This is a genomic window from Moellerella wisconsensis, assembly GCF_022592395.1.
In the GTDB taxonomy this organism is placed as follows: domain Bacteria; phylum Pseudomonadota; class Gammaproteobacteria; order Enterobacterales; family Enterobacteriaceae; genus Moellerella; species Moellerella wisconsensis.
Genome location: NZ_CP093242.1, coordinates 561,442 through 578,422 on the forward strand (window position 1 = coordinate 561,442; position 16,981 = coordinate 578,422).

Genomic DNA, 16,981 nt, shown 5'->3' on the forward strand with positions numbered 1-16,981 from the left:
ATAAATCAGGCGAATAACACTTAGTCATCTTGTTCCTGTTCGCGGGTATCTTGAGCAATTTCTTTGGCTGTTTTTTGTTGTTTATTTTTAAGCTTTTGCCAAATCCGGCTTTCTTGCCCACGCCATAAGCGTTGGATATTATCATGGTGACGGAATAAGACTAAACACGATAGCATTGCTACGGGAAAGGTAAATTCAGGTTTAAACCACCAAACATAAAACGGGGCTAACAACGCACTGACAATAGCGCCAAGTGAAGAATAGCCGCTGAGCAGCACCGTCAATAGCCATGTGCCGGCGATTAAACCCGATAAATCCCAGCCGATAGCCGCAATAGCCCCAAATGCTGTCGCGACTCCTTTTCCCCCTTTAAAATGGAAAAAAACTGGGTAAATGTGGCCAAGACAAGCTGCAATTGCAACAAAGCCAAGATAAAATGGCTGAACATTGAGATAGTAAGCCAACCAGACGGGAAGCATGCCCTTTAAAACGTCACAAATGAGTACAGCTATAGCAGCGGATTTTCCACCGGTACGCATTACATTGGTTGCCCCAGGATTACCTGAGCCATGTTGACGAGGATCAGGTAGCTTTGCTAAGCGGCAGATTAATATCGCACTGGATATTGAACCGCATAAATAAGCAAAGATAATCATGCCAAGCGCGATTGCACTCATAGCTAACTCCAAATGGTTGAGATCATTTTCACTTCATACTGCGATAATACGCAAAATTTATCTGAAGTGGTATCAAATATGCAGTAAATCAAGAGAAGGACGTGATGGATATCGTATTTATTGAGCAATTATCAATCATAACAACTATCGGTGTATATGATTGGGAGCAAACAATTGAACAAAAATTAGTGTTCGATATCGAAATGGGGTGGGATAACAAACGCGCATCTTCGAGCGATGATGTTGAATATTGTCTTGATTATTCAACGGTTAGCCGCGCAATTATTCAGCATGTGAGCCAACAGCGTTTCGCGTTGGTTGAGCGAGTAGCAGAGGAAGTTGCCCAGTTATTATTAACGCAGTTTCACTGTCCATGGGTCAGAATCAAAGTGGCGAAACCGGGCGCAGTGGCTCAGGCGGCACAAGTTGGCGTAATTATCGAACGTGGTAGCAAATAGTATTAAGTTTATAAAAGGTGTTTAGTGGCGCCGAGTATTTGCCACTAAACATCCTTTATCGCTATTGAACTGGCTGTTACTAACTTTAATATAAGCTTGTATATCGTGCTTGAAATGCATAATTTATCTCAGCATAGTTAGATTAAAGCAGCTAGATCAAAACAGTTATAGCCTAGCCGTTATAATGATTCAGGGAGAGACATCAGAGTTTGTTGTTGGCGCCAAATAGCTAGCGCTTGCTCCCGCTGTTCGGTTAATTTTTGACGGATATCAGGCCCTTTAAATCCTTGTTCGACAATCGGTTTAACACTTACTTGGCTCGCAATTTCAAATGCCTGGCGAAAAAAATCGCCTTGAGGATAAGCTTGTTGCTCTAATCCTTGACGTCCTCGAGCATCCGCCTCACTAATCAGCGCGAGTTGGATTATACGCTCTGGTTTACGCCAACCGTCTAATCCGTCAAATAATGAGACCAATTCAGCGGCGGATAAACGCGCAATAACATGAATTTGATCATGATATCGCGCGGCTAAACGTGCAAGGTCGCGAATATGATTCGGGATCCGAAAGCGCTGGCAAATTGCTTCGATTAATGGAACCCCTGCTTCTCCATGATTAGGGTGATGCGGCCACAGTTCTGATGGCGTTAAACCTTTGCCGAGATCGTGACATAAGGCTGCAAAACGACAATCAACCTCTTTTGTTAGCGAAGATATTTGGGTCAATACCATCAGCGTATGGATCCCAGTATCGATTTCTGGGTGCCATTTTGCCGGGGCAGGAACCCCAAACAAACGGTCAATTTCAGGAAATAAGACGGCCAATGCGCCGCACTGGCGTAAGATATCAAAATAGACTTGCGGTGAGCGGCTGTTGAGTGCTTTCTCTGTTTCTGTCCATACGCGCTCAGCGGTTAACTCGGTGAGTTCGCCTGATTCAGCGATTTGCTGCATCAGTTGCAGGGTTTCAGGAGCGACAGTAAACCCGAGCCAATGATAACGCGCAGCAAACCGTGCAACTCGCAATACTCTGAGCGGATCTTCCGTGAAGGCATCTGAAACGTGGCGCAAAATCCGCTGATTAAGATCATCCACGCCATGATATGGGTCAACCAGCGAGCCATCCTCCGCTTGTGCAATGGCATTAACGGTGAGATCGCGCCGTTGCAAATCTTGTTCAATCGTCACGTCAGGCGCGGCATAACAATCAAAGCCGGTATAGCCGGAACCGATTTTGCGCTCTGTACGAGCTAATGCATATTCTTCTTGCGTTTTAGGGTGTAAAAATACTGGAAAGTCTTTGCCAACTTGTTGATAACCTTGTTTTAGTAAGGTTTGAGGATCTGCGCCGACAATCACCCAATCGCGATCAGCAATGGCTAAATTAAGCAATTGATCGCGTACTGCACCACCGACTAAGTAAACTTTCATGGCTATTTTAGCTCATCCAACGGTCATTACGTTTTTTACGACGAGGAATAATATGTGGCAAAATGAGCCCTAAAATTAAACCGACCCCAGCAACACCTCCTCCGTACATAAACCATTGTAGGATCAGTTCGCGGCGACGGTCATCAAGGTTAACTTCAGCAATTTCTAACTTTTTACCGGCTTTAATTAATTCATTATTTAACTTAGTATTTTCAGCTTTCAACTGGGCAACAATATTGTCGCTATCAGCCACTTTATTTTGCATTTCTGCGGTACGTGCATTCCATGTATCATCAATATTTTGCAATTTAGTCCGTAATTGTTGATTTTCGGCTTCTAGTGCTGGAATTCGCGTTTTTAAGCTTGGTTGGCTGCTTAACTGATCTGAGGGCAGCCAAACCGTGCGGCCACGGCTATCTTTTACTTGAGCAAAGTCTTTATCCGTTGCAACTAATTCAACTTCATCACCAGAATTTAGTGTGCCGACGATACGGTATTGATTGCCAGGACCGGTATGGACGTAGGTCGATAGTTCATCAGAGATATAACGTTTCTCAGCAGCCTGAGAGGTCATCGATAGGCCGATACCTACCAGTGATAATACAAATAAAGGGAGTTTTCGCATGTTAGTTTACTGTGTCTGTTAAGGGTGAATTAATGACTTTAATTTCAATATTAAAGAGTTAAGTTTGCGTGTGCAAATACTAAACCAGAATGAGAACTATCCTAACTGTCTAAAAAGAGTGTTTAAATACTGTTTTTTCGGCATAAATTGCTATTAAAAATAGTTCGGGTAGCATTTTTGATTTGAATTTAATTCTTTTTCTCAGGAACATTAATTCAGAGTAATATGGAAACAGTCGATATAAGCAAGGATATGTATGAGTCAGGTTGAAATTGAATTGAAATTGGCGGTGCAAACGCCCGCAATAGAGACTGTTCGCCAATATTTGGCCACTTTACCGCATCAGCATACTGATGCTCAAAAGTTGATGAATATCTATTTTGATACCGCAGATAAGCAGTTACGTCGGTGGGACATGGGATTACGTATCCGTAGCTGTGAAGGTCATTATGAAATGACGATAAAAACCGCAGGGCAAGATATTGGGGGCTTATATCAACGGCCGGAATACAATATTGAGCTTGAAAATCCCGAGGTCGACCTTACTGCCTTCCCGGCACATATTTGGCCTGAAGGGACTGATATAACTCAGTTACAGTCGCAACTTGAAATTTTATTTAGTACTAATTTTAATCGTGAAAAATGGCTAGTTAATCAGGATGATAGTGAAGTTGAGGTAGTGCTTGATCTGGGAGAAGTGCATGCAGGCGAAAAGAGCGTACCAATTCAGGAATTTGAATTTGAATTAAAACGCGGAACGATTGCCGATGTACTTAATTTAACTAAAAAACTTGCTGATTTTGATGGGTTACGTTTAGCGGCTAAAAGTAAAGCCGCGCGCGGTTATGCTCTTACTGCGGCACAAAAGGCTGAAACGGTGGCTCCGTTATCCAGTTTTGATTATGAACAACAACCGATAGAACAGGCGTTAAGAGCATTATTGTCAGTTTGGCAGCAACATGAGGACTATTGGCTTGATGAGCACCCGCAAGCCCGCGCTGAATTGGTGTCATTTTTACATTTCGTGCAGGCCTTCTTAGTGCATTATCGTTATTCAGCACCGCAATTTATTCAAGATATTCCACTCGATAAATTACAACAGACCGTTTCTGATGAACAAAACAGTGCCGTTGAAGCGTGTTATAGCGCTTGTTGGCTCCGTTGTAAATTGGCATTTACTCAGTGGCTGATTGCATTAACGCTACCTTAGCAAATAACTGTGGGACATACTGTGGGACATTGATATGTATCCTTTTTCTGCTTTATTACAGCAACAAAATGAGCAAGTAAATCAGCAATTCTCTGAGCAGGCAGCGCGCTTATTGCCTCTGAGTGAAATGGAACAGCAATTTTTCAGTTTCAGTGAATTTGCCTGTAACCAAGTGCTTGCTCATCCTATTTTTTTAGCGTCATTACGTGCCTCTCCACCGAAGGCTGATGAATGGCAATATTATGATAGCTGGCTGCGAGAGAAAATGCAGGGTGTGAGCGACGAAAATCAATTAATGCACGTTTTACGTCATTTTCGTCAGCAAATACTGATCCGTATTGCGTGGATGCAGACGTTTCATCAATGTCCGACACAAACTAGTTTAAAGCAGCTGAGCGAACTTTCAGAAGTGCTGATTGTGGCAGCCAGAGATTGGCTGTATCTCGATTGCTGTAAAGCGTGGGGGCAACCTTGTGATCCTCAAGGGAACGCTCAACCGCTATTAGTTTTAGGTATGGGAAAATTGGGTGGCGGAGAGCTTAATTTTTCTTCTGATATCGATCTTATTTTTGTCTATCCAGAAAACGGCGTAACGCGTGGTGGGCGCCGTGAGCTGGATAATGCCCAGTTTTTTACCCGTTTAGGGCAAAAAATGATTCGAGTGCTTGATCAAATCACTATTGATGGGTTTGTTTATCGGGTCGATATGCGCTTACGTCCATTCGGTGATAGTGGTCCACTGGTGTTTAGCTTCGCAGCACTGGAAGATTATTATCAAGAGCAAGGCCGTGATTGGGAGCGTTACGCGATGGTGAAAGCGCGGATCATGGGGCCAGATAGTCGAGATTATACCGATGTATTGCGTAAACTATTACGTCCGTTTGTGTATCGTCGCTATATTGATTTCAGTGTGATCCAATCACTGCGTAATATGAAGATCATGATCGAGCGTGAAGTTCGACGCCGAGGATTAGTCGATAATATTAAATTGGGTGCAGGCGGAATACGTGAGATTGAATTTATAACGCAAGTTTTTCAATTAATTCGCGGCGGACGAGAGCCGAGCCTTCAGTCACAATCTTTATTACAGGCACTCGAGGTTATTGATAACCTTAAACTGCTTGAATCCGCACAAATCACTAATCTAAAAACGGCTTATTTTTTTCTGCGTCGCTGCGAAAATTTATTGCAGAGCATCAGCGATCAACAGACTCAACAATTGCCAGAAGATGAGCTGGATAAAGCCCGCTTAGCTTGGGGTATGGATTTTGTCGATTGGCCGGCGTTTTATCAACAGCTGACCCAGCATATGAGCGCGGTGCATCATATTTTTACTGAGTTAATTGGGCTGGATGAAGACGAAGACGCGGCGGATAATAATCATGAAATTTATACCAGCTTGTGGTTGGATGGAATTTCTAAAGAAGAATTGGCTGAACATTTAGTTAATCATAGCGAAGATGAAGCCCAGAAGATCATTCATGTTATTTTCATGTTTCGCCACGATTTAAATAAACGAACCATCGGGCCGCGTGGACGCGATGTTCTCGATCAATTAATGCCGCGATTATTGGCTAAATTGGGGAGTAGAGAAGACGGTGGAATGGTATTAGAGCGGATCACTCCTTTATTGCTCAGTATCGTCAGTCGAACCACTTATTTAGAGTTAATGCTAGAATTCGACGACGTTCTAATCCATGTTATCCGTTTATGCGCGGCCTCGCCGATGATTGCCGAGCAATTAGCTCGCCACCCGCTATTATTAGATGAATTGCTGGATCCTCAGTCATTGTATCAACCGTTACCATTAACCGCGTATCGTGATGAATTACGTCAATATTTACTTCGTGTGCCTGAATCTGATGAAGAACAACAACTCGAGGCATTAAGGCAATTCAAACAAGCCCAATTGTTACGTATTGCAGCAGAAGATATCACCGGCGTTTTACCCGTGATGAAAGTGAGCGATCATTTAACCTATTTGGCTGAAGCGATTATCGATGCTGTTGTGTGCCAAGCGTGGGATAAAATGGCTAAACGCTATGGTATCCCGACTAATGTGGCGCAAGATCCCACTGGAGCCCGAGGGTTTGCGGTATTAGGCTACGGAAAATTAGGGGGATGGGAGTTAGGCTATAGTTCCGATCTTGATGTGGTTTTTCTGTTTGATTGCCCTGAAGGTGTGATAACTGACGGTGAGCGCTCGATTGATGCTCGCCAATTTTATTTACGCCTAGCGCAGCGTATTATTCATTTATTTAGTACCCGTACTTCGTCAGGAATTTTGTACGAGGTTGATGCTCGTTTACGGCCATCCGGTGAAGCTGGAATGTTGGTAAGTACAATCCAAGCATTTGATGATTATCAAAAAAATGATGCATGGACTTGGGAGCATCAGGCATTGATTCGAGCCAGAATGGTGTTTGGTGACGAACAACTACAGCAGGGATTTGAGCATATTCGCCACCAAATATTATGCTTACCGCGTGACCCAAACACGCTACGCCAACAGGTTCGTGATATGCGATTAAAAATGCATCATCATTTAGGCAGCCATCAGGCTGAATATTTTGATTTAAAAGCAGATGCAGGGGGGATAACCGATATTGAATTTATCGCCCAGTATCTAGTATTGCGCTATGCTCCTGAAAATGAAGCATTAACCCGTTGGTCTGATAACGTGCGAATCTTTGAGTTAATGGCAGAATATGGCTTTATGCCCGCGCATGAGGCCGAAACCTTGACGGCAGCTTATGTCACCATGCGTAATGAATTACACCATTTAGCGCTGCAATCCTTACCGAGCCGTGTGAATAATCAGTTATTCATGGCGTTAAGAGAGCAAGTGCTACATAGCTGGAATAAATGGTTTGGTGCGCCAGATGGAGATGCTGAAGACAAGCAAATTTAACCAATATCATTGCTTTATGATAATATTTGGCGCAATTAACAGAATATAACCGCCGTATTTCTTATTATGTGCAGATTAACTTGATGAGTCTGCTCAATATAAAGATGAAATATTTGGCTATAGGTTCCCTTTTTAAATGGAGTTCGGGATGAAAGTGACGCTCCCTGAGTTTAAACACGCAGGCGTATTGGTGGTTGGCGATGTAATGTTAGATCGTTATTGGCATGGATCGGCAGATCGGATCTCTCCTGAAGCGCCAGTTCCTGTGGTTAAAGTCAATATGGTCGAAGAACGTCCCGGTGGTGCTGCTAACGTTGCTATGAATATTGCTTCTCTTGGCGCGAGTTCGCGTCTTGTAGGTTTGACCGGGATTGATGATGCGGCAAAAGCCTTAGCTGAAAAACTCAATGAAGTCAGCGTACGCTGTGACTTTGTGGCATTACCGACCCATCCAACAATAACTAAACTTCGAGTTTTATCGCGTAATCAGCAGTTGATCCGTTTGGACTTTGAAGAGGGATTTCAAAATATTGACGCGCAGCCACTGCTTGAGCGAATTGAACAAGCGCTACCGCATATCGGTGCCTTAGTCTTATCTGATTATGCCAAAGGAGCATTATCTCAAGTACAGAAAATGATTGCCCTGGCCAACAGTAAAGGAGTGCCGGTTCTTATTGATCCTAAAGGAAATGATTTTGAACGCTATCGTGGCGCGACGTTATTAACTCCAAATATGACGGAATTCGAAGCTATTGTTGGGCGTTGTAAAAACAATCAAGAGGTTGAAGAGAAAGGTATGCAGCTGGTGGAGTCATTAGACTTGACTGGATTATTAATTACTCGCTCGGAGCAAGGCATGAGCCTGCTCCAACGTGGACAACAGCCACTGCATTTACCTACCCAAGCACAAGAAGTGTATGACGTGACAGGTGCTGGCGATACCGTGATTGGGGTATTAGCGGCATCATTAGCCGCGGGCAAGCCGTTATATGAAGCTTGTGCTTTAGCTAATGTCGCTGCTGGTGTTGTAGTCGGTAAGTTAGGGACTTCAACGGTGTCACCTATCGAATTAGAAAACGCTATCCGCGGTCGCACTGAAACAGGCTTTGGTGTGATGAGCGAAGAAAAATTAAAACAGGCGGTTGAAAATGCACGCCAGCGTGGCGAACGTATTGTGATGACTAACGGTTGTTTCGATATTTTACATGCTGGGCACGTTAGCTATTTAGCCAACGCACGTAAATTGGGCGATCGCCTAATTGTAGCTGTAAACAGTGATGCTTCTACCCAACGATTAAAAGGTGAAACACGTCCAGTTAACCCATTAGAACAGAGAATGGCGGTATTAGGGGCATTAGGCGCAGTAGATTGGGTGGTGCCTTTTGAAGAGGATACTCCACAGCGTTTAATTGCTAATATTTTACCGGACGTTTTAGTCAAAGGTGGCGATTATCGCGCTGAAGATATTGCTGGCAGTAAAGAAGTTTGGGCGGCAGGTGGAGACGTTAAAGTGTTAAATTTTGAAGATGGAATTTCAACGTCGAACATCATTAAAACAATTATGAAAAAAAGCTAATTAGCGATTATTAGCCTTCTATTAATCTCATTCTATTAAAGGATTAATAGACAATAAAAAGCCATCCAGTGACTGAAAATTCACACTGCGATGGCTTTTTTTATGGCCTATTCTGCGTCAGTAGATGACGGAGTTTGGCTATTTTCTTGGGGATTATTTTCACGTTCTAAAGCACTAATTCGTTGTTCCATCAATGCTAATTTTTCACGCGTTCTCAGTAATACTTGGGTCTGAATATCAAACTCTTCTCGGCTAACTAAATCGAGCTTACTGAGCTGTGATTGTAATAATCCACGGATTTTTTTATCCACATCTTCACCCAGTTCGCGTACTCCCTTTGGCAGAGCGCCCTGGATTTGACGGGCAACCTGTTCAATTTTCTTTGGATCGAGCATTAGGAGTCCTTTTTGTTTATTCAAGTCAGTTCAAAATAAATTAGCTAATGGGTAAAATATTACACGGAAAAACCGCTTCTAACATCATTAAATTTGAACCTCATCGCCGAATAGTCAGGTTTGCTGATGATTTTAAGTGGCGCTAGGCAAAAAGTGTGAGTGTACAGTGAGTTTTGCTTTTGATTATTGCGATACCTAATAATTAGCGCTATATTAAAAACGCTTATCTCAGGGCGGGGTGTAAGTCCCCACCGGCGGTAACATCAGTCAATGATCTTGCTATCATTTGAGCTGGTGAAGCCCGCGAGCGCTTTATAGTGATGTTTAGACAACTCATTATAAAGGTCAGCAGATCCAGTGAAATCCTGGAGCCGACGGTTATAGTCCGGATGGGAGAGAATAACAGCATCACTGTCCACAGCGATAATAGCCAATAAATGGTGATGTTCTGCATGCCTTATAGGCGAAGTTTTGCATGGCGCAAAGTTTCGTTGCTTGCAATTTTACACTCCTAAGACTGCCCTGATTCTGGTAACTAAATAATTTAACCAAGAGGTTTTTACCATGAATCAGACGCTCCTTTCAGAATATGGCGATCCCATTGCTCGTGTTGAACTGGCATTAGACGCTTTGCGTAATGGCAAAGGTGTTATGGTGTTAGATGACGAAAGTCGAGAAAATGAAGGTGATATGATCTTTGCTGCCGAAACTATGACGGTAGAACAAATGGCGCTTACTATTCGCCATGGCAGCGGTATTGTGTGTTTGTGTATCACCGAAGAACGCCGTAAACAATTAGAATTACCTATGATGGTGGAGAATAACTCCAGCCATTATCAAACCGCATTTACGGTGACGATTGAGGCCGCTCAAGGTGTTACTACTGGAGTTTCAGCTTCAGATAGATTGACGACTATTCGTGCGGCAATTACCGATAATGCCAAACCTGCTGATATTAATAGACCGGGTCATGTTTTCCCATTACGCGCACGTGATGGTGGTGTATTAACTCGCCGTGGTCACACTGAAGCGACTATTGATTTAGTCACTTTAGCCGGGTTTAAATCTGCCGGTGTGTTGTGTGAATTAACTAATGATGATGGTTCGATGGCGCGTGCTCCAGAAGTTATTGCTTTTGCTAAACAGCATGATATGCCTGTCGTTACTATTGATGATTTAGTGGCGTATCGTCAGCAGCATGAACAGCAAGCGAGTTAATCGGCAGCGGTTTTTGATGTTATAAATTTTAAGCCTGAATTTTAAGCCTGAATTTTAAGCCAATGTAAGAATATCAACTTCTTATATTGGCTTTTTCAATTATTTTGACTATCTCTATCATCCATTACCTCCTGTCCTAGCGCTAAAATCAGCGTATGCTGAGCAATATCATATTATTGCTGTGGAGCTTCGCCTTATGTCTACTTATACAATGTCAGCACCATTGCCAGCGCTATTTATTGGTCACGGTACACCAATGAACGCACTAGAACATAATCGCTATACTGCGGCATGGTCGACGCTCGCGAAGACCTTACCGCGCCCTAAAGCCATATTGGTGATTTCGGCCCATTGGTATACGGAAGGGACGGCAGTTACCGCGATGAAACAACCTGCCACTATTCATGACTTTGCCGGCTTTCCTGAATCGCTTTTCGCCGTACAATATCCAGCACCCGGTTCGCCTGAGCTAGCGGCTCGTATTGGTGAATTATTAGCACCAATCGAGGTATATCAAGAGAGTGAGCAGTGGGGATTAGATCATGGTAGCTGGGAAATACTAGTTCAAATGTACCCTGATGCCGATATTCCGGTGGTTCAACTGAGTATTGATGCGGCAAAGCCGGCACAGTGGCATTATTCGTTAGGGCAAAAATTGGCAGCATTAAGAAAAGAAGGTGTCTTAATTTTGGGCAGTGGTAATGTAGTCCATAATTTATCGGCAATTCGTTGGCAAGCTGAAGGTTCTGACCCTTATCCTTGGGCCGTCTCTTTTGAGCAATATGTGGCTGCAAATATTGCCAGCCGACAGCAACCGCACCCTTTAACACAGGCGCTTGAGCGCCAAGAGGGTAAATTATCGAATCCCTCGGCAGAGCACTTTTTACCGTTATTATATATTTTGGGCACTTGGGATCAGAGTGAAAATATATCAATACCGATTCAAGGGATTGAATTAGCTTCATTAAGTATGATGTCAGTACTGATTGGTGGTTAAATGGAAGGGGAGATTTGATGCTTATTTTGAGATATATAAATAATTGATAAATATTGCCGCTCTGAAAGCAGAGCGACAATAATATTAATACTATTTAATCAATAATAACATGCGGATAGAATCGAGATAGATCCTGAGTGATCAGTTCTTTATCTTCACGAATGCAGATCCCTGCGGCTTGATCATTTACCAACCAGCTACCGACTAAAGTATAATTACCTTCAAATTTTGGCAGAGGATGGAATTGCTGAATAATCATGCCCTCTTCACCATAAGGACCATCAGCAGAGGCTATCTCTTTGCCATTGTCTACAATGCGAATATTCGCTCCTTCGCGTGAAAACAACGGTTTAACCACATAGCTGTCTAGCGGTGGTGGATTGTTATCAGCAAAATAAGCCGGCAGAAGATTAGGATGATCAGGGAACATTTGCCACAACATCGGCAACAGTGCTTTATTGGAGATAATGCTCTTCCATGCTGGTTCTAACCAACGGACACCCGCATCTTCGAGTTTGGTTGAAAAAATCTCACGTAGCATAAATTCCCAAGGATAAAGCTTGAACAAGTTACTGATCACTTGATCTTGTGTATCAGTAAATTCCCCTTTTTCTCCTAAACCGATTTCATCAACATACAGAAATTCTGTCGCGATACCGGCTTCGTTGGCGCAATCCTGCAAATATTGAACTGTACCGCGATCTTCTTCGGTATCACGACAGCAGGTCATATGCAGTAAACGAAAACCAAATTGATCTTTAAGCTGGGTAAAGCGCTCGATCAGTTGTTCTTGAATGCCGTTAAATTGATCGGCATTTTCTGGCAAATTACCGGCATTAATTTGATCTTCTAACCAAATCCACTGGAAAAAGGCAGATTCATACAGCGATGTCGGTGTATCCGCATTGTTTTCAAGCAGCTTAGCTGGGCCCACGCCATCATAAGCTAAATCTAAACGAGAATAGAGTGAAGGCTGATTAGTTTTCCATGAATCGCGGACAAAATCCCACGTGTGTCGAGGAATTTGAAATCGAGTCAGGAGCTCTTCGCTATTCACGACTTTTTCCACCACTTGTAAACACATTTGGTGCAGCTCTGCCGTGACTTCTTCTATCTCTTCAATTTGCGCTAGAGTAAATTGATAATAAGCATCTTCTGACCAGTAAGGCTCGTCATACATAGTATGAAAATTAAAGCCAAATTCAGAGGCTTTTTCACGCCAGTCTGGACGTTCAGTAATAGCAACGCGTTTCATCTGTCTTAGCCACCCATGGAACGAGATGAAGAGTTAGTTGACGCTTTTCTCTGCATTGTAGACTGTTTATTTACGGTCTGACCGAAACCGCCACGCGTCACGGTAGACGTTGTTGGTGGTTTTGGTGCCATGGCCGTTTTAGGGACGTTCATTGAACGTCCACCTGCGGTGGCAGAACCATAACTTTTACCGGATGCATCAACAAATTTACCGTTAGCAGGGCTGGATGGATTTTTAGAGCTAAATAAAGGTTGTGATGCTGCGCCGCCGCCCATCATTCGCCCCATCATATAGCCCATCATCAATGGCATCCAGGTACTGCCAAAACCGCTTTGTGCTTGCTGCTCACCGCCGGTACCTGTAGAGGTAGGGGTATCTGTACTCGCAAGTCCTGATTGAGCAGGTGCTTGGGTACACATAGACTCACCGAATTCTGCAACACAGTCTTCACGGCTAGCATATTTAGGTGCTGTTTTCGCCGCTTCTTGCAGCGCGTTATTATAAGCTAACGTACATTGTTCTGATTGGGATGGATTTGCTTGGCTACACTCTTCTGCATTAGTAAACAGCGAAACGGTTTCATCGCTTTCTTCACAGGCCGAAAGCATAAATACCGCACTAATAGCGATAGCAACAGGCGCCAGGCGATAATTACGCCAAGACTTACGGAATGCATCTGGATTGATATTCTTGGTACGCTTCATTGTCATGGTTATTTACCCGAATATAGAGATAATTGTTTGATGTCTAAATAATAGTTTAAGTTGTATACCGACGGCTAGAATGACGGAATATAGCCAACATATTGGCAACGCTTAAGTCTGGATTAATTAGATTAAGTACAGAGGTTATAAAAATTTACCCTAGAATAGGTGATATGCGCTGAAAATTAAAGCACTAAGGTTCAGTTATCTGCGTAAAAAAAGCTTTTTTTTATAATTTTCAGATTTAACTTGGGATTTTTTAAATGTTACTAGTTATGAGTATGATTAAAATCAACTAATTAGGCTGTTAAATTACGTTTTTTTAATTATTTAATGCACTTACTCATAATATGGATTAATGCGTAGATATTTTGTATGAGATCATAAGGTATTGGTATGCTGGGCTCGTGTATTAGTGTTGTATGAGGTTGGGAGGCGCTGATTTCATCCTATCAATGGGTATCTATTCATTATTGGTAACGGCATGGGAATAAACATATTGACTCTCACCTTCGAGTTATCATTATTGTGGGGATAACGCCGCGATTGACGCTAAATTTATGTGGAACAGGAGTTTTTTACAGTTTCATCGTTAGGCTTATCTGCCAATATATTTTTTGGATACTTATTGAACACCAAAATATGTCGTGCAACGTCAGCAATTAGTTAATCGATGAGAAAATTAATTAAAGGCAGACAGGCCTCCATAGGAGGAAGCCATAATAATATTGTGCGTTAGCCGATTAACGTTTTTTCTTTTTACGCCCCGGTTGTACGAACTTTTTACGTGAGTTGTTTTCTGGCGCAGCTTTACCGCCTGTCTTAGAAGCTACACCTGCTGGGCTTTTTTTGGCACCACCAGTGTTGGCCTTTGGTTTTGCCGATTTTGCTGGTTTAGCTTCAGAGGTTGATTTTTCTATCGAATCAAATAGTTTGATGAGCTCATCGTCGGTTAAATCACGCCATTCGCCCAAAGGTAAACCTGACAAGCTAACATTCATAATACGTACACGTTCAAGTTTGGTGACTTCATAGCCAAAATGTTCCGCCATACGGCGAATTTGGCGATTTAATCCTTGCACTAGCGTGATACGAAAGACAAAAGGCGCTTCTTTTTTGACTTTACATTTTTTGGTCATGGTGCCCAAAATAGGCACACCGGCACTCATTCCACGAATAAATTCGTCGGTGATTGGCTTATTGACGGTCACTAAATATTCTTTTTCGTGATCGTTACCCGCTCGTAATATTTTATTGACCAGATCACCATGATTTGTGAGGAAAATAATGCCTTGAGAATCTTTATCTAAACGGCCAATAGGAAATACGCGCGCGCTGTGATTGACAAAATCGACAATATTATCTTTTTCGCTATTTTCCGTGGTACTGACAATTCCTACCGGTTTATTTAGAGCTATGAGCACTAAATCTTCTTCATTGCGGGGTTCAATCAACCGCCCATTAACTTTAACTTCGTCACCAGCGACCACTTGATCGCCAATCGCGGCACGTTTGCCATTAATTAATACTAGACCTTGCTCGATATAGCGGTCGGCATCACGTCGTGAGCAAATGCCACTTTCACTGATATATTTGTTAAGACGGGTTGATGAATTAGTCAGCATGATTTCCTCCGTAAACGGCTAAATATACAGACGTTGAACCGGGATACCAACATTGATTTGTAGTTTTTAGATTCAAGGTGTTTTTAGCATTAATATTTAATATTTTCATAGTGATAATTTATTGGAAAAGATGAAGCTCAGTATCAGTTTTTACCAACTAGACAGTGAAAATGACATAAAAAATCCGAAACAATCACTGTTTCGGATTTTAGAGTGTTTTTTAATTAAACGCTATTATATCAGATAATTAGGTTATTTGATGACCGGCGTTTTAGTTTGGCTAATGATACTGCTCGCTGAGGTAGAAAGTTCTTTACCTAAAGTCGCATTCAACTTAGCAATATCGTCTTCATTCAAAGTACCACGAGCGAATTCAATATTTAATTGGTTAATTAAATAATCATAACGCGCATTAGATAAACTTTGTTTGGCCTGATACAACGAGGTCGTAGCGTTTAATACGTCAACGATAGTACGTGTTCCCACTTGATAACCGGCTTCCATCGCATCTAAAGAGCTTTGCATTGAGACTACAACTTGTTGATAAGCCTGAATACTACTGATTGAAGATGCAATATTATTGTAAGATGAACGTACTAATTGGGTTACGCTACGATAAATACTTTCTAATTGCTCGCTGGCGCTTAAGAAGCCAAATTGTGCTTGTTCAACTTTCGAGCTTACACCACCACCACTATATAATGGCAAGCTGAGGGTTAAGCCGACACTATTTTGTCCAGCATAGCTATTACCCGGCTGGTTCGATTGACTTAATGCATTAGTGCCATAACCGCTACCGTGGTATTGGGTGTTGCTCACACCTGTCGATGCATTTAAATCAACGGTTGGCATATGTCCCGTTTCCGCTAAACGAATATTCTCGCGGGAAACATCTTGTGCCAGTCGAGCACTTAACAGACTTAAGTTACGTTCCTCGGCTTCTTTTAATATCGCATCAACATTTTCAGGGGCTGTTGTTTTAAAGCGTTCGATATTTAATGTGGCCAATTGTGCATAATAAATTCCACTGACCTGACGCAGTTTCTCTAACGAGTTTTCAAGCTCATTACGGCCAGCAACTTCTTGTGCTAGCACGCTATCATAATTAGCACGGGCGTTCTGTACGTCAGTAATAGCGACTAAACCAACGTTAAAACGCTGGGTCGTTTGGTCTAACTGGCGGTAGACAGCTTCTTTTTGTGCTTCGATATAAGAGAGTGCATCAATAGCACGTAGTACATTAAAGTACGCGGTCGCGGTATCTAAAATCAGTTGTTGTTGGCTAGTTTGATAAGCCACATCAGTGATCCCGGCGCTTTTTTCTTGCAGCGTAAGCTGACGCCATTTAGACATATCAAAAATAGTCTGAGTCAGCTTTAATGAAGCGCTGAGCTGATTATTCTCAGTATTATTGGTATCACGATAACCACTATTATAAGTATAACCCGCTCCCAAACCTAATTGTGGTAACAGCGGGCTGCGGGCTTCATTAATCTTTTCAAAAGCTTGATTACGTTCAGCCTGTGATTTTCTTAGTTCAGGGTTACTTTCCTTCGCTTTTTGATAGACCTGTAACAGATCCTCTGCATAGCCAGTAGTACTGAGCCCTGCAAAGCTCATTGCGATAAAAAGAGGGAGCAGTTTCTTCATTTTGATTCCTTGATTAAGCCGCAATTTATATCGAGCCTGTGCTGCAAAACCATTAATCTACTCGGTGGATATTGGATTTAGAGTAAATATGGCAAATGCCGATAAATAAGCTGACATTATAGCGCATCAGTCAATGTTATCAGCCGCTCCGGACACAGTTATAAAAACAGACTCTATTGTTGCCTGCGATTTTGAGCCAATATTTGGCCATTGTAGCAGAATATCCCTATAAATTACGGTGGCCTTTTGT

General features: G+C 42.5%; 14 protein-coding genes and 1 riboswitch. Of the genes, 6 read left to right on the forward strand and 8 right to left on the reverse strand.

What is annotated here, in order from left to right:
• Window positions 1-20 precede the first annotated feature (20 nt).
• The gene (plsY, locus tag MNY66_RS02380) at window positions 21-677 is read right to left on the reverse strand and encodes a glycerol-3-phosphate 1-O-acyltransferase PlsY (protein ID WP_047255181.1); all 657 of its coding nucleotides are present in this window, start codon (window positions 675-677) and stop codon (window positions 21-23) included.
• A 104-nt stretch (window positions 678-781) separates the two neighbouring features.
• Between plsY and folB the strand changes: the two genes are divergently transcribed.
• On the forward strand, window positions 782-1,135 hold the full coding sequence (folB, locus tag MNY66_RS02385; RefSeq protein ID WP_072057323.1) for a bifunctional dihydroneopterin aldolase/7,8-dihydroneopterin epimerase: 354 nt from the start codon (window positions 782-784) through the stop codon (window positions 1,133-1,135).
• A gap of 179 nt (window positions 1,136-1,314) precedes the next feature.
• On the opposite strand, the gene MNY66_RS02390 is transcribed toward folB, so the two are convergent.
• Together MNY66_RS02390 and MNY66_RS02395 are read right to left on the reverse strand one after the other, a co-directional pair.
• Window positions 1,315-2,565 (reverse strand): multifunctional CCA addition/repair protein, encoded by a 1,251-nt coding sequence (locus MNY66_RS02390; RefSeq protein WP_241501352.1) that lies wholly within the window; start codon window positions 2,563-2,565, stop codon window positions 1,315-1,317.
• A 7-nt stretch (window positions 2,566-2,572) separates the two neighbouring features.
• Window positions 2,573-3,190, reverse strand: coding sequence for a TIGR04211 family SH3 domain-containing protein (locus MNY66_RS02395; RefSeq protein WP_047255178.1), 618 nt, complete (start codon window positions 3,188-3,190; stop codon window positions 2,573-2,575).
• Between the two features lie 256 nt (window positions 3,191-3,446).
• Between MNY66_RS02395 and MNY66_RS02400 the strand changes: the two genes are divergently transcribed.
• The 3 genes from MNY66_RS02400 to hldE all read left to right on the forward strand — a co-directional run bounded on the left by MNY66_RS02400 (window position 3,447) and on the right by hldE (window position 8,887).
• Window positions 3,447-4,400 carry a CYTH domain-containing protein gene (locus MNY66_RS02400; protein WP_053906942.1) on the forward strand — a complete coding sequence of 318 codons (954 nt, stop codon included), beginning with the start codon at window positions 3,447-3,449 and terminating at the stop codon, window positions 4,398-4,400.
• Window positions 4,401-4,434: 34 nt separating this feature from the next.
• Window positions 4,435-7,311, forward strand: coding sequence for a bifunctional [glutamate--ammonia ligase]-adenylyl-L-tyrosine phosphorylase/[glutamate--ammonia-ligase] adenylyltransferase (gene glnE, locus MNY66_RS02405; RefSeq protein WP_241501353.1), 2,877 nt, complete (start codon window positions 4,435-4,437; stop codon window positions 7,309-7,311).
• A gap of 148 nt (window positions 7,312-7,459) precedes the next feature.
• Window positions 7,460-8,887 carry a bifunctional D-glycero-beta-D-manno-heptose-7-phosphate kinase/D-glycero-beta-D-manno-heptose 1-phosphate adenylyltransferase HldE gene (hldE, locus tag MNY66_RS02410; protein ID WP_053906940.1) on the forward strand — a complete coding sequence of 476 codons (1,428 nt, stop codon included), beginning with the start codon at window positions 7,460-7,462 and terminating at the stop codon, window positions 8,885-8,887.
• A gap of 107 nt (window positions 8,888-8,994) precedes the next feature.
• On the opposite strand, the gene ubiK is transcribed toward hldE, so the two are convergent.
• The gene (gene ubiK / locus MNY66_RS02415; protein WP_047255174.1) at window positions 8,995-9,282 is read right to left on the reverse strand and encodes a ubiquinone biosynthesis accessory factor UbiK; all 288 of its coding nucleotides are present in this window, start codon (window positions 9,280-9,282) and stop codon (window positions 8,995-8,997) included.
• Between the two features lie 221 nt (window positions 9,283-9,503).
• Window positions 9,504-9,687: riboswitch (FMN riboswitch) on the forward strand.
• 159 nt (window positions 9,688-9,846) lie between these two features.
• Between ubiK and ribB the strand changes: the two genes are divergently transcribed.
• Window positions 9,847-10,500, forward strand: a complete 654-nt coding sequence (ribB, locus tag MNY66_RS02420; protein WP_047255173.1) for a 3,4-dihydroxy-2-butanone-4-phosphate synthase — start codon at window positions 9,847-9,849, stop codon at window positions 10,498-10,500.
• Between the two features lie 196 nt (window positions 10,501-10,696).
• Window positions 10,697-11,497: a 4,5-DOPA-extradiol-dioxygenase gene (ygiD, locus tag MNY66_RS02425; protein ID WP_231637002.1), complete on the forward strand. Its 801-nt coding sequence runs from the start codon at window positions 10,697-10,699 to the stop codon at window positions 11,495-11,497.
• 94 nt (window positions 11,498-11,591) lie between these two features.
• Here ygiD and MNY66_RS02430 read toward each other — a convergent pair whose 3' ends face one another.
• The 4 genes from MNY66_RS02430 to tolC all read right to left on the reverse strand — a co-directional run bounded on the left by MNY66_RS02430 (window position 11,592) and on the right by tolC (window position 16,731).
• Window positions 11,592-12,752, reverse strand: a complete 1,161-nt coding sequence (locus MNY66_RS02430) for a glutathionylspermidine synthase family protein (protein WP_047255172.1) — start codon at window positions 12,750-12,752, stop codon at window positions 11,592-11,594.
• A 5-nt stretch (window positions 12,753-12,757) separates the two neighbouring features.
• The gene (locus MNY66_RS02435; protein ID WP_053906937.1) at window positions 12,758-13,462 is read right to left on the reverse strand and encodes a DUF1190 family protein; all 705 of its coding nucleotides are present in this window, start codon (window positions 13,460-13,462) and stop codon (window positions 12,758-12,760) included.
• A gap of 737 nt (window positions 13,463-14,199) precedes the next feature.
• Complete coding sequence (gene rluF / locus MNY66_RS02440; RefSeq protein ID WP_241501354.1) at window positions 14,200-15,081, reverse strand: 23S rRNA pseudouridine(2604) synthase RluF; 882 nt, start codon at window positions 15,079-15,081, stop codon at window positions 14,200-14,202.
• Window positions 15,082-15,333: 252 nt separating this feature from the next.
• On the reverse strand, window positions 15,334-16,731 hold the full coding sequence (tolC, locus tag MNY66_RS02445) for an outer membrane channel protein TolC (protein WP_241501355.1): 1,398 nt from the start codon (window positions 16,729-16,731) through the stop codon (window positions 15,334-15,336).
• Window positions 16,732-16,981: the final 250 nt, after the last annotated feature.

Excerpts from the sequence above, each read along its gene's own strand:
- ubiK (WP_047255174.1), bottom strand. The coding sequence starts at position 9,282 with ATGCTCGATCCAAAGAAAATTGAACAGGTTGCCCGTCAAATCCAGGGC.
- ribB (WP_047255173.1), top strand. The coding sequence starts at position 9,847 with ATGAATCAGACGCTCCTTTCAGAATATGGCGATCCCATTGCTCGTGTT.
- rluF (WP_241501354.1), bottom strand. The coding sequence starts at position 15,081 with ATGCTGACTAATTCATCAACCCGTCTTAACAAATATATCAGTGAAAGT.
- MNY66_RS02395 (WP_047255178.1), bottom strand. The coding sequence starts at position 3,190 with ATGCGAAAACTCCCTTTATTTGTATTATCACTGGTAGGTATCGGCCTA.
- glnE (WP_241501353.1), top strand. The coding sequence starts at position 4,435 with ATGTATCCTTTTTCTGCTTTATTACAGCAACAAAATGAGCAAGTAAAT.
- MNY66_RS02435 (WP_053906937.1), bottom strand. The coding sequence starts at position 13,462 with ATGACAATGAAGCGTACCAAGAATATCAATCCAGATGCATTCCGTAAG.
- plsY (WP_047255181.1), bottom strand. The coding sequence starts at position 677 with ATGAGTGCAATCGCGCTTGGCATGATTATCTTTGCTTATTTATGCGGT.
- ygiD (WP_231637002.1), top strand. The coding sequence starts at position 10,697 with ATGTCTACTTATACAATGTCAGCACCATTGCCAGCGCTATTTATTGGT.
- folB (WP_072057323.1), top strand. The coding sequence starts at position 782 with ATGGATATCGTATTTATTGAGCAATTATCAATCATAACAACTATCGGT.
- MNY66_RS02390 (WP_241501352.1), bottom strand. The coding sequence starts at position 2,565 with ATGAAAGTTTACTTAGTCGGTGGTGCAGTACGCGATCAATTGCTTAAT.
- hldE (WP_053906940.1), top strand. The coding sequence starts at position 7,460 with ATGAAAGTGACGCTCCCTGAGTTTAAACACGCAGGCGTATTGGTGGTT.
- MNY66_RS02430 (WP_047255172.1), bottom strand. The coding sequence starts at position 12,752 with ATGAAACGCGTTGCTATTACTGAACGTCCAGACTGGCGTGAAAAAGCC.
- MNY66_RS02400 (WP_053906942.1), top strand. The coding sequence starts at position 3,447 with ATGAGTCAGGTTGAAATTGAATTGAAATTGGCGGTGCAAACGCCCGCA.
- tolC (WP_241501355.1), bottom strand. The coding sequence starts at position 16,731 with ATGAAGAAACTGCTCCCTCTTTTTATCGCAATGAGCTTTGCAGGGCTC.